The 12,412-nt window shown below is 70.7% G+C and carries 10 protein-coding genes; all 10 read left to right on the top strand.

Translation table 11 applies throughout. The features are described from left to right. Nucleotides 1-101: 101 nt before the first annotated feature. Nucleotides 102-1,031: a homoserine kinase gene (gene thrB / locus ACFWJX_RS06100; protein WP_383237554.1), complete on the top strand. Its 930-nt coding sequence runs from the start codon at nucleotides 102-104 to the stop codon at nucleotides 1,029-1,031. Between the two features lie 405 nt (nucleotides 1,032-1,436). Further along, the gene (rho, locus tag ACFWJX_RS06105) at nucleotides 1,437-3,521 is read left to right on the top strand and encodes a transcription termination factor Rho (RefSeq protein WP_383237557.1); all 2,085 of its coding nucleotides are present in this window, start codon (nucleotides 1,437-1,439) and stop codon (nucleotides 3,519-3,521) included. Nucleotides 3,522-3,656: 135 nt separating this feature from the next. Continuing rightward, complete coding sequence (locus ACFWJX_RS06110) at nucleotides 3,657-5,432, top strand: trypsin-like serine protease (RefSeq protein ID WP_383237560.1); 1,776 nt, start codon at nucleotides 3,657-3,659, stop codon at nucleotides 5,430-5,432. 158 nt (nucleotides 5,433-5,590) lie between these two features. Next, nucleotides 5,591-6,745 (top strand): LCP family protein, encoded by a 1,155-nt coding sequence (locus ACFWJX_RS06115; protein ID WP_383237563.1) that lies wholly within the window; start codon nucleotides 5,591-5,593, stop codon nucleotides 6,743-6,745. 193 nt (nucleotides 6,746-6,938) lie between these two features. Beyond that, on the top strand, nucleotides 6,939-7,160 hold the full coding sequence (gene rpmE, locus ACFWJX_RS06120) for a 50S ribosomal protein L31 (protein ID WP_383237566.1): 222 nt from the start codon (nucleotides 6,939-6,941) through the stop codon (nucleotides 7,158-7,160). Between the two features lie 109 nt (nucleotides 7,161-7,269). Further along, the gene (gene prfA, locus ACFWJX_RS06125; RefSeq protein WP_086770596.1) at nucleotides 7,270-8,346 is read left to right on the top strand and encodes a peptide chain release factor 1; all 1,077 of its coding nucleotides are present in this window, start codon (nucleotides 7,270-7,272) and stop codon (nucleotides 8,344-8,346) included. Nucleotides 8,347-8,427: 81 nt separating this feature from the next. Continuing rightward, entirely contained in the window at nucleotides 8,428-9,267 is an 840-nt protein-coding gene (prmC, locus tag ACFWJX_RS06130) for a peptide chain release factor N(5)-glutamine methyltransferase (RefSeq protein ID WP_086770606.1), read from the top strand. A 52-nt stretch (nucleotides 9,268-9,319) separates the two neighbouring features. Continuing rightward, nucleotides 9,320-9,967, top strand: a complete 648-nt coding sequence (locus ACFWJX_RS06135; RefSeq protein WP_086770595.1) for an L-threonylcarbamoyladenylate synthase — start codon at nucleotides 9,320-9,322, stop codon at nucleotides 9,965-9,967. Continuing rightward, on the top strand, nucleotides 9,964-10,641 hold the full coding sequence (locus ACFWJX_RS06140) for a protein-tyrosine-phosphatase (protein WP_383237569.1): 678 nt from the start codon (nucleotides 9,964-9,966) through the stop codon (nucleotides 10,639-10,641). The genes ACFWJX_RS06135 and ACFWJX_RS06140 overlap by 4 nt, the downstream gene beginning before the upstream one ends. Nucleotides 10,642-11,094: 453 nt before the next feature. After that, complete coding sequence (glyA, locus tag ACFWJX_RS06145; RefSeq protein ID WP_383237572.1) at nucleotides 11,095-12,333, top strand: serine hydroxymethyltransferase; 1,239 nt, start codon at nucleotides 11,095-11,097, stop codon at nucleotides 12,331-12,333. The last annotated feature ends 79 nt before the right edge of the window (nucleotides 12,334-12,412 follow it).

The following is a 12,412-nucleotide window of genomic DNA, read 5'->3' on the forward strand; positions in this document are numbered from 1 at the left end:
CGGCCGGCACCGGCGCCGCGCCGTCCACAGCGGCCCGAGGGTCTTCGTACGTCATCGAATGTCATTCGACCATCACGCAGCTCAAGGAGAGTCAACGAGCGATGGCCGGTCCAGCGTTCCGCGCCGCCGCCGTCCGGGTGCGCGTCCCCGCCACCAGCGCCAATCTCGGTCCGGGCTTCGACGCCCTGGGCCTCGCGCTGGGGCTCTACGACGACGTCGTCGTCCGGGTGGCCGACTCAGGGCTGCACATCGACATCGCGGGTGAGGGCAGCGAAACGCTGCCGCGCGACGAGAAGCACCTCCTCGTCCGCTCCCTGCGCACCGCCTTCGACGTCCTGGGCGGCCAGCCGCGCGGCCTGGAGATCGTCTGCGCCAACCGCATCCCGCACGGCCGCGGCCTCGGCTCCTCCTCCGCCGCCATCTGCGCCGGGATCGTCGCCGCCCGCGCGGTGACCATAGGCGGCGAGGCCCGCCTCGACGACGCCGCCCTGCTCGAGCTGGCGACCGAGATCGAGGGCCACCCCGACAACGTCGCGGCCTGCCTGCTCGGCGGGTTCACGCTCTCCTGGATGGAGGCCGGCGCCGCACGGGCGATCAGGATGGAACCTTCCGATTCCATCGTTCCGGTGGTTTTCGTGCCCGGGAAGCCGGTCCTGACCGAGACCGCGCGCGGTCTGCTCCCGCGCACCGTGCCGCATGTCGACGCCGCCACCAACGCGGGCCGTGCCGCCCTGCTCGTCGAGGCCCTGACCAGGCGTCCCGAGCTGCTGCTGCCCGCCACCGAGGACCGTCTCCACCAGGAATACCGGGCTCCCGCCATGCCGGAGAGCGCCGCACTGGTGGAGCGGCTGCGCGCCGACGGGGTCCCCGCGGTGATCTCCGGCGCCGGACCCACCGTGATGGCCCTGGCCGACGCGGAAACGGCGGACAAGGTCGAGCAACTGGCCGGTGCGGAATGGGCCGCCAACCGGCTGAGCCTCGACCTCAAGGGGGCGAGCGTGCTGCCGCTCGCGCCCTCCGGCGACCTGTGAAAGCACACGGTTGCCGGATTTCGAGAGGGGGAATGTTTGTTGGATCCGGTAGTGTTAACCTCAAGTCTGCACCCGACCTCACCATGGCGAGGTGCTTCATGTCCCCCTCCGGGACAGACATTCTTCCGGGAGCTCCCCACGCCGCACTGCGTTCCGTACGTCGTACTTGGGCAGTACGCCGTGCAGCGACGCTGAGCGGTCCGACGGGCACGCTCCGGAATCGGTGCGACCACGCCACGTGACACTGGATGTCACGGATCGTCGAGGAAGCGCCATCACCAGAAATCTCTTCCGCCGCTTTGGCGGACAACCGCCCCGGCTTCGCCACAGCAAGGACCGAAGTCGGACAGCACAACCGGTCGCCGAGCCAGACAGGCCGACGTCCGCTCCAGGGAAGGACCCTTCGTGAGCGACACCACCGATCTGATGGGCGCACGTGTCGAGGAGACCGCTGCCGCGCCCTCCACGGACGCCTCCGCGCCTGCCGCCGGTGCCGGCTCCCGGCGGCGCCGCGGTACCGGCCTCGAGGGCATGGTGCTGGCCGAGTTGCAGCAGGTCGCATCCGGCCTGGGCATCAGGGGCACCGCGCGTATGCGCAAGAGCCAGCTGATCGAGGTCATCAAGGAGGCGCAGGCGGGAAGTGGCGCGCCGGCCGCGAAGGCCGCGACGTCCCCCGCCGGGGACGCCACCGAGACCAAGCCCAAGCGCCGCGCCACCTCCAAGGCCCGCACGGGCGATGACGCCGCCGAGAAGAAGGCGGACGCCGCCCCGGCCGAGGCCCCCGCCGAGAAGGCCGTGGCCCAGCAGCAGATCGAGATCCCCGGCCAGCCGGCTGGGGGTACCGTCCGCGCGAGCGAAGCCGAGAGCGGGGGAAGCGACGCCCCCGTCGAGCGCCGCCGTCGCCGCGCGACCGCCGACGCGGGCAGCCCCGAGACCGTCACGGCCGAGGCGAAGAGCGCGCCCAAGGCCGAGGCCGCGGTCGCCACGCAGACCGAGCAGGCTCAGCCGCAGGGCGACGCCAGGAGCGACGCCGACGGCGCCGAGGGCCGCCGCCGCGACCGCCGTGAGCGGGGCCGCGACCGTGACCGTGACCGCCGCGGCAAGGGCGACGACCAGCAGGGCCAGGGCGGTCAGCGCCAGCAGCAGGGTCAGCAGAGCGGTGGCCGTCAGGACCGCCAGGACCGTCCGGAGCGCCAGGACCGTCAGGACCGTCAGGACCGCCAGCGGGACAACGGCCCGCAGGACGACGACGACTTCGAGGGCGGCCGTCGCGGCCGTCGCGGCCGTTACCGGGACCGTCGTGGCCGTCGTGGCCGTGACGAGATCGGCACCGCCGAGCCGCAGGTCGCCGACGACGACGTCCTGATCCCCGTCGCGGGCATCCTGGACATCCTCGACAACTACGCCTTCATCCGTACGTCGGGCTACCTGCCGGGTCCGAACGACGTGTACGTCTCCCTCGCCCAGGTCCGCAAGAACGGCCTGCGCAAGGGTGACCACGTCACCGGCGCGGTCCGTCAGCCGAAGGAAGGCGAGCGGCGCGAGAAGTTCAACGCGCTCGTGCGTCTCGACTCCGTCAACGGGATGGCGCCCGAACACGGCCGTGGCCGCCCGGAGTTCAACAAGCTCACCCCGCTGTACCCGCAGGACCGCCTCCGTCTGGAGACGGACCCGGGCGTCCTCACCACCCGCATCATCGACCTCGTGTCGCCGATCGGTAAGGGCCAGCGCGGTCTGATCGTGGCCCCGCCGAAGACCGGCAAGACCATGATCATGCAGGCGATCGCCAACGCGATCACGCACAACAACCCCGAGTGCCACCTGATGGTCGTCCTGGTCGACGAGCGTCCGGAAGAGGTCACCGACATGCAGCGGTCGGTCAAGGGCGAGGTCATCTCCTCGACCTTCGACCGCCCGGCCGAGGACCACACCACGGTCGCCGAGCTGGCCATCGAGCGCGCCAAGCGACTGGTGGAACTGGGCCACGACGTCGTCGTCCTGCTCGACTCGATCACGCGTCTGGGCCGTGCGTACAACCTCGCCGCCCCGGCCTCCGGCCGCATCCTGTCCGGTGGTGTCGACTCGACGGCCCTGTACCCGCCGAAGCGCTTCTTCGGTGCCGCGCGCAACATCGAGGACGGTGGCTCGCTCACCATCCTGGCGACCGCGCTCGTCGACACCGGATCCCGCATGGACGAGGTGATCTTCGAGGAGTTCAAGGGCACCGGCAACATGGAGCTCAAGCTCGACCGGAAGCTCGCCGACAAGCGCATCTTCCCGGCGGTGGACGTGGACGCGTCCGGTACCCGTAAGGAAGAGATCCTGCTCGCCCCCGACGAGCTCGGGGTCGTCTGGAAGCTGCGCCGGGTGCTGCACGCGCTCGACCAGCAGCAGGCGGTCGAGCTGCTTCTCGACAAGATGAAGCAGACCAAGTCGAACGCCGAGTTCCTGATGCAGATCCAGAAGACGACGCCGGGCAACGGCGACTGACGCAGGTCTTCACCAGAGGGCCGTCCCCTTTTCGGGGGCGGCCCTTTTCGCTGTTCAGGCGCGGGGTACGATCACGCCCTTCGGTCGACTTCGACCAAGATCTTCCTGAATTCCACGTCCCGAGGGGGGACTTGAGTGGGTACAACCACGTCCGGGGGCGGACGGCACAGACGCCGGATACGCATCGCCCTGCCCGTCGTCGCGGCAGGTGTCGCCACCGCCGTGGCGGGCGCGCTGTTCATGTCGAGCGCGGAGGCCGCCGAGACCCCGCCGTCGCCCGCACACAGCGGCCCGTCGGCCAAGGAACTCCAGGAGCGCCTCGCGTACGCCGTCGCCGGTGACGACCTCCCCGGGCAGACCGCGAAGACGTCCCTGAACGCGAGCGCCGCCACCACCGTCGACCCGAAGATCATCGGTGGTACGACGACGACCATCACCACCGCCCCGTGGATGGCGCAGCTCTGGTACGGCGACGACCGGGGGACCGCCACCACCGGCGACGACATCGGCTTCTTCTGCGGCGGCGCCGTCATCGCGCCGACGAAGATCCTCACCGCGGCGCACTGTGTCAAGGGCTACAACTGGCACGCCAACGGCGTCATCGTCACCGGCGCCACCCAACTGGCCACCGGCACCGACCTGTACGGCGGCACGTCCACGGGCGTCTGGCGTCAGTGGAACCACCCGTCGTACAGCGCGACGACCATCGACAACGACATCGCCGTCCTCACCCTGCCGAACCCCGTCAGGGCCACGCCGATCCGGATGACGACGGCCGCCGACACCGCCTCGTACCGGGCCGGGACGAACGCCAAGGTCTACGGCTGGGGCCGTACCACCTCCACCAACCAGGACATCTCCACCACGCTGAAGACGGCCACGCTGCCGATCCAGTCCGACAGCACCTGCACGAACGCCTACGGCGCCGACTTCGCCAAGGGCCACATGGTGTGCGCGGGCACCCCCGCCAGCGGCAGCGACGAGGGCACGACCACCGCCTGCAACGGCGACTCCGGCGGCCCGCTCGTGGTGAACGGCCGCATCGTCGGCGTCGTCTCCTGGGGCGTGAAGAACTGCGTGGAAAGCGGCGCGTACAGCGTCTTCAGCAAGGTTTCCGCGTATGTCGGTGCCGTCTACCCGCGCGCCGACGACACCAACCTCAACGGTGACAACTACGCCGACGTGTGGGTGCGCAACGCCGCCGACAAGACCGGCTACGAGCGCGACTCCAAGGGCACCTCGCTCGGCGCGCGCGAGTCCTGGGGCAACTGGAGCGGCGTCAACGTCGTCCTCCAGACCGACCTCGACCGGGACGGCTACCAGGACCTGCTGGTGCGCCGTGCCTCCGACGGCGACGTCTTCTGGAAGCACTACGTGCCCTCCAGCGGCACCTGGGCCACCAAGCTGATCGGCGACAACTGGAAGACCCGGCTGAGCATCGTGGCCCCCGGTGACGTCACCGGCGACTACCTGCCCGACCTGGTCTCCGTCGACTCCGGCGGCGCGCTGTGGGTCTACCCGGGCAAGGGCAACGGCTCCTTCGCGACCCGCGTCAAGGCAGGCGTCGGCTGGAGCTCGTTCAACTTCGTGCGCGGCCACGGCGACTTCAACGGCGACGGGCTGGCCGACCTGATCGCCCGCAAGAAGACGGGCGGCGCCGTGTACCTGTACAAGGGCCGCGGCAACGGCACCTTCGCGGCCGGTGTGAAGGTCGCGACCTGGAGCAACACGACGTACAACGCCTTCGCCGCCGTCGGTGACGTCAGCGGGGACGGCAAGGCCGACCTCCTGGCCCGCACGCCCGTCGGCACGCTCTACCTGTACCGGGGGAACGGAAGCACCGGAAATGTGATCTTTTCCGCACGGCTCTCGCTCGGGACGACCTTCAAGCAGTACGACATCTTCGCCTGACATCGCAGGTGAGCGGGGCGCTGCTCCGCCCGTCCCCTCACGCTCCGTGTCCGGCCTGTGCCAGGTCGGGCACGGAGCGTTGTGCAACCCTGTGCCGAGTTTCCCCGTCTGACCTGGCGGAGGGACCATGGTGGGGTTGACACGGAACCGAGGAGCGCATGTCCGCCGAGAGCACGCCGGAACCCGGCATACCGGGAGTGGCCGGCACACCGGATGAGCCCGGTACCGGTGGCTCGGGCCACCGGACCAAGGGCCACCGACGCAAGCCCCGCGCCAGGCGCAGAGGCCTGATGATCGCGGCGTGGACCGCGGCGGGGGTGGTCGTCCTCGGCGGCACCGGCCTCGGGTACGTGTACTTCAAGCTCAACGGCAACATCAAGAGCGTCGACATCGACCAGGCCCTCGGCACCGACCGGCCCACGAAGGCCGACAACGGCTCGGAGAACATCCTCGTCCTCGGCTCGGACACCCGCTCCGGCGCCAACAGGAAGCTCGGCGGCGGCACCGACGACGGCAGCGCCCGCTCCGACACGGCGATGATCATCCACGTGTACGAGGGCCACAAGAAGGCCAGCGTGGTGTCCATCCCGCGCGACACCCTCATCGACCGCCCCGAGTGCACCGACACCCAGGGCGGCAGGCACGACGCCGCGACCGGCGTGATGTTCAACTCGGCGTACACCACGGGCGGTGCGGCCTGCGCGGTCAAGACCGTCGAGTCCATCTCCGGTCTCCGCATGGACCACTACCTGGAAGTCGACTTCTCGGGCTTCGAGAAGCTGATCGACGAGCTGGGCGGGGTCGACGTCACGACGACCGAGGACATCAAGGACCCCGACAGCCACCTGGACCTGAAGGCCGGCACGCACACGCTCGACGGCGAACAGGCCCTCGGCCTGGTCCGCACCCGGCACGGCGTCGGCGACGGATCCGACCTCGGCCGCATCCAGCTCCAGCAGGCCTTCATCAAGGCCCTGGTCAACCAGGTCAAGGACGTCGGCCTCTTCACCAGCGGCAAGAAGCTGTACGACCTCGCCGACACCGCCACCAAGGCCGTCACCACCGACTCCGAGCTCGGCTCCCTGAACTCCCTGATGTCCTTCGCGGGCGGCCTCAAGGGCATCAGCGCGGACAACATGCACATGGTCACGATGCCGGTGCGGTACGACCCCGCGAACCTCAACCGCGTCCTCGTCGAGAAGGCGAAGGCCCAGCAGGTCTGGACGGCCCTCCAGAACGACCTCCCGATCCCGAAGGCCGCCACCGAGGGCAACGCCACGGGTGAGGCGGCGGGCGTCGTGTCCTCGTCCTGACCGCCGCGGTGCCTGCCCCGTGACTGCCGCGAGACCCGGCGGTCCGGCCGGCCGGACCGCCGGGAATAGATCGCCCCACCCCCCGGTTTTGGGGGATGCGGCCAGTGCTGGCAGACTGGTACGTCGGCTCCGGTTCACGCTTCCGCATCCCGCGGACGGCGACCCGGCGCCCTCCCGAAACCTAGGAGACACCTTGAAGCGCGACATCCACCCCGAGTACGTCGAGACGCAGGTCAGCTGCACCTGTGGCGCGTCGTTCACCACCCGCAGCACCATCGAGGCCGGCGCGATCCGTGCCGACGTGTGCTCCGAGTGCCACCCGTTCTACACGGGCAAGCAGAAGATCCTCGACACCGGTGGCCGTGTGGCCCGCTTCGAGGCCCGCTTCGGCAAGGCCGCCGGCTCCACGAAGTAGCGAGCCCCATTTCGCCGGTCCACGGCCGTGCCCCCGTCCGGGGCGCGCGCCGGGACCGGCGTTTTTGGTCGCCTGCCTTCCCTTTCCTTCGCAGTATCAGGAGCCAGAGATGTTCGAGGCCGTCGAGGAACTCCTCGGTGAACACGCCGACCTGGAGAAGAAGCTCGCCGATCCGTCGGTCCACTCCGACCAGGCCAACGCGCGCAAGCTGAACAAGCGCTACGCCGAGCTGACCCCGATCGTCGCCACGTACCGCTCCTGGAAGCAGACCGGCGACGACATCGTGACCGCGCGCGAGTTCATCGCCGACGACCCGGACTTCGCCGCCGAGGTCAAGGTGCTGGAGAAACAGCGCGAGGAGCTGACGGAGAAGCTGCGGCTGCTGCTCGTCCCGCGCGACCCGAGCGACGACAAGGACGTCCTGCTGGAGATCAAGGCGGGTGCGGGCGGTGACGAGTCCGCGCTGTTCGCCGGCGATCTGCTGCGGATGTACCTGCGCTACGCCGAGCGCGTCGGCTGGAAGACCGAGATCATCGACGCCACCGAGTCCGAGCTGGGCGGCTACAAGGACGTCCAGGTCGCCGTGAAGACCAAGGGCGGCCAGGGCGCGACCGAGCCCGGCCAGGGCGTGTGGGCCCGCATGAAGTACGAGGGCGGCGTGCACCGCGTGCAGCGCGTCCCGGCGACCGAGTCCCAGGGCCGTATCCACACCTCCGCGGCCGGTGTCCTCGTCACGCCCGAGGCGGAGGAGGTCGACGTCGAGATCAACCCCAACGACCTCCGCATCGACGTCTACCGCTCCTCCGGGCCCGGCGGGCAGTCCGTCAACACGACCGACTCCGCGGTGCGTATCACGCACGTTCCCACCGGAGTCGTCGCCTCCTGCCAGAACGAGAAGAGCCAGCTCCAGAACAAGGAGCAGGCGATGCGTATCCTGCGCTCCAGGCTGCTCGCCGCCGCACAGGAGGAGGCGGAGCGGGAAGCCGCCGACGCCCGCCGCAGCCAGGTCCGCACCGTCGACCGCTCCGAGAAGATCCGCACCTACAACTACCCGGAGAACCGCATCTCGGACCACCGGGTCGGCTTCAAGGCGTACAACCTGGACCAGGTCCTGGACGGCGACCTCGACGCGGTGATCCAGGCCTGCGTCGACGCGGACTCGGCAGCGAAGCTGGCAGCCGCGTAAGGCACGTACGCACGACCGAGGACGACACGGAGGACTTGCGTGCAGCAATCATTTGGGGGACGTTCCCCGAGCCCTCGCAGTCTGCTGCTCGCTGAGGTAGCTCAGGCCACCCAGCGGCTGGCCGACGCCGGCGTGCCCTCGCCGCGCAACGACGCGGAGGAGCTCGCCGCGTTCGTGCACGGCGTGAAGCGGGGCGAACTCCACTCCGTGAAGGACTCCGACTTCGACGCCCGGTACTGGGAGGTCATCGCCCGCCGCGAGCAGCGCGAGCCGCTCCAGCACATCACCGGGCGCGCCTACTTCCGGTACCTGGAGCTCCAGGTCGGGCCCGGCGTCTTCGTGCCGCGCCCGGAGACCGAGTCGGTGGTCGGCTGGGCGATAGACGCCGTACGCGCCATGGACGTGGTCGAGCCGCTGATCGTCGACCTCTGCACCGGCTCCGGCGCCATCGCCCTCGCCCTCGCCCAGGAGGTCCCGCGCTCGCGCGTGCACGCCGTGGAGCTGTCCGAGGACGCCCTGGTGTGGACCCGCAAGAACATGGAGGGGTCCAGGGTCGACCTGCGTCAGGGCAACGCCCTGGACGCCTTCCCGGACCTCGACGGCCAGGTCGACCTGGTCGTCTCCAACCCGCCGTACATCCCCCTCACCGAGTGGGAGTACGTCGCCCCCGAGGCCCGCGACTACGATCCCCAGCTCGCCCTGTTCTCCGGCGAGGACGGCCTCGACCTGATCCGGGGCATCGAACGCACCGCGCACCGCCTGCTGCGGCCCGGCGGTGTCGTCGTCATCGAGCACGCCGACACCCAGGGCGGCCAGGTGCCGTGGATCTTCACCGAGGAGCGTGGCTGGGCCGACGCGGCCGACCACCCCGACCTCAACAACCGGCCGCGCTTCGCCACCGCCCGCAAGGCGCTGCCGTGACCGTCCCCCCGACTACATCCGCGCAGTACGTGCACGAGGAGGCCCGCTAGACATGGCACGGCGATACGACACCAATGACGCGACCGACCGCGTGACGGGTCTGCGCGAGGCAGCGTCCGCCGTCCGCCGTGGCGAGCTGGTCGTCCTGCCGACCGACACGGTGTACGGCATCGGTGCCGACGCGTTCTCCAAGGAGGCCGTCGGTGACCTGCTGGAGGCCAAGGGCCGGGGCCGCAACATGCCCACCCCCGTCCTCATCGGCTCCCCGAACACGCTGCACGGCCTCGTCACGGACTTCTCCGAGCTGGCCTGGGAACTGGTCGACGCGTTCTGGCCCGGCGCGCTCACGCTCGTCGCCAAGCACCAGCCGTCCCTCCAGTGGGACCTCGGGGACACCCGCGGCACCGTCGCCGTCCGCATGCCGCTGCACCCGGTCGCCATCGAGCTGCTGACCGAGGTCGGCCCGATGGCGGTCTCCTCCGCCAACCTCACCGGCCACCCGGCGCCGGAGAACTGCGACTACGCCCAGGAGATGCTCGGCGACTCCGTCTCCGTCTACCTGGACGGCGGCCCCACCCCGGGCAACGTCCCGTCGTCGATCGTCGACGTCAGCCGCGAGGTGCCGCTGCTGCTGCGGGCGGGCGCGATCTCGGAGGAAGAGCTTCGCAAGGTCGTACCCGACCTCGAGGTGGCGAATTGACAGCCCCTGACGCGGGGCGTGGCATAGGCACCGGGGAACGTGCCGCGGAACAGACGACGACGTTCGGGTTTCCGCGGGACACCTTCCGCATCCTCCACGTCAGCACCGGCAACGTCTGCCGCTCGCCGATCACCGAGCGGCTGACCCGGCATTTCGTGTCGCAGCGGCTCGGGATGCTCGGCGGCGGGCTGATCGTGGAGAGCGCGGGCACCTGGGGTCATGAGGGCGCGCCGATGGAGGCCAACGCGGAGACCGTGCTGGCCGACTTCGGCGCGGACGCCTCCGGCTTCACCGGCCGGGAGCTGCTCGACGAGCACGTCATCATGGCCGACCTGGTCCTGACGGCCACCCGTGACCACCGCGCCCAGGTCATCTCCATGGGCCACTCGGCGGGCCTGCGCACCTTCACGCTGAAGGAGTTCACCCGCCTCGTCAACGCGATCGACCCGGCCACCCTCCCCCCGCTGGACGAGGGCGTGGTGATGCGCGCCCGCGCCCTGGTCCGAGCGGCCGCCGCCCTCCGAGGCTGGCTCCTGGCCCCCACGGCAGAGGCGGACGAGGTCTTCGACCCGTACGGGGCACCGCTCCCCTTCTTCCGCTCCATCGGCGACGAGATACACCAGGCCCTGGACCCCGTGGTGACAGCGCTGACGGGCGTTCCGGCGCGAGCTTGAGGCGTGCGGCTGGCATGTGCGCCGTGGTGGCAGCGGTGACGGGGGTTCCGGCGCGGGCTTGAGGCGTGCGGCTGGCATGTGCGGCTTGATGCCTGGGGGAGTTCTGGTGGACGGAGTCCGCCGCAGCGGCCCGCTGCGTGGGAGGTCCGCCGGGGGGCGAGGGGCGTGAGGGGCGCGTCAGGGGTCGGTCGCCGTGGTGACAGCGGTGACGGGGGTTGCGGCGCGAGGGGCGCGTCAGGGGTCGGTCGCCGTGGTGGCAGCGGTGACGGGGGTTCCGGCGCGGGCTTGAGGCGCGCGGCTTGATGCCCGGGGGAGTTCCGGTGGACGGAGTCCGCCGCAGTTCCGGCGCGGGCTCGAGGCTGGGGTGGCGTTTTTCGGGTGGCGTAGCCGGGCGGCAGTGGCGGCATCGGCCTACATTGGACGTACGTCACCGCCGACGCCCCGGAGTCCACCATGCCGGTCACCCATGCCATCGAGGCCGACGTCCTGCGTCGGCAGGACCCCGCGCTCGCCGAGATCCTGCTCGGCGAGCGTGAGCGTCAGGCGTCGACGCTTCAGCTGATCGCCGCCGAGAACTTCACCTCGCCCGCCGTGCTGGCCGCGCTGGGCTCGCCGCTGGCCAACAAGTACGCCGAGGGCTATCCGGGCGCCCGCCACCACGGCGGCTGCGAGATCGTGGACGTGGCCGAGCGCCTCGCCGTCGAGCGGGCCAAGGCGCTGTTCGGGGCCGACCACGCCAATGTCCAGTCCCACTCCGGCTCCTCGGCCGTCCTCGCGGCCTACGCCGCTCTCCTGCGCCCCGGCGACACCGTCCTCGCCCTCGGCCTGCCCCACGGCGGCCACCTGACGCACGGATCGCCGGCGAACTTCTCCGGCCGATGGTTCGACTTCGTGCCGTACGGCGTGGACGCGGAGACCGGGCTCATCGACCACGAGCAGGTGCGCACGCTGGCCCGCAGCCACCGCCCCAAGGCGATCGTCTGCGGCTCCATCGCCTACCCCCGGCACATCGACTACGCCTTCTTCCGCGAGGTGGCCGACGAGATCGGTGCCTATCTCATCGCCGACGCCGCCCACCCGATCGGCCTGGTCGCCGGGGGAGCGGCGCCGAATCCGGTGCCGTACGCCGATGTCGTCTGCGCCACCACGCACAAGGTGCTGCGCGGGCCGCGCGGCGGCATGATCCTGTGCGGCGGTGAGCTGGCCGAGCGGGTGGACCGGGCCGTGTTCCCCTTCACGCAGGGCGGCGCGCAGATGCACACCATCGCCGCGAAGGCGGTCGCGTTCGGCGAGGCGGCAACACCGGCTTTCACCGTGTACGCCCATCAGGTGGTCGCCAACGCGAGGGTTCTGGCGGCCCGGCTGGAGGCGGAGGGGATGGCCGTCACCACCGGCGGCACGGACACCCACCTCATCACCGCCGACCCGGCGCCCCTGGGTGTCGACGGACGTACCGCCCGCGGCCGGCTCGCGGCGGCCGGGATGGTGCTGGACTGCTGCGCGCTCCCGCACGCCGACCTCCGTGGCCTGCGCCTGGGCACGGCCGCGGTGACCACACAGGGCATGGGGGAGGCGGAGATGGAGCGGATCGCCAAGCTGATGGCGGGTGTGCTGCGGGGCGAGGCCGAGAGCCGGCAGGTCCGTGAAGAAGTGCGGGAACTCGCCGGGGGATTTCCGCCCTATCCCGACTGAACCGGGGTAGGCGCTCTCCGGTGCGCAGCCACACGTGCAACCATCGTCGCTACCCGGAAGTCCCCAACCTTATGCGCGC

Source organism: Streptomyces sp. NPDC058335 (assembly GCF_042723915.1).
Classification (GTDB): domain Bacteria; phylum Actinomycetota; class Actinomycetes; order Streptomycetales; family Streptomycetaceae; genus Streptomyces.

What these genes read in the sequence shown, in the direction of transcription:
- ACFWJX_RS06135 (WP_086770595.1), top strand. Translation starts at nt 9,320, where the DNA reads ATGGCACGGCGATACGACACCAATGACGCGACCGACCGCGTGACGGGT.
- ACFWJX_RS06115 (WP_383237563.1), top strand. Translation starts at nt 5,591, where the DNA reads ATGTCCGCCGAGAGCACGCCGGAACCCGGCATACCGGGAGTGGCCGGC.
- prfA (WP_086770596.1), top strand. Translation starts at nt 7,270, where the DNA reads ATGTTCGAGGCCGTCGAGGAACTCCTCGGTGAACACGCCGACCTGGAG.
- thrB (WP_383237554.1), top strand. Translation starts at nt 102, where the DNA reads ATGGCCGGTCCAGCGTTCCGCGCCGCCGCCGTCCGGGTGCGCGTCCCC.
- glyA (WP_383237572.1), top strand. Translation starts at nt 11,095, where the DNA reads ATGCCGGTCACCCATGCCATCGAGGCCGACGTCCTGCGTCGGCAGGAC.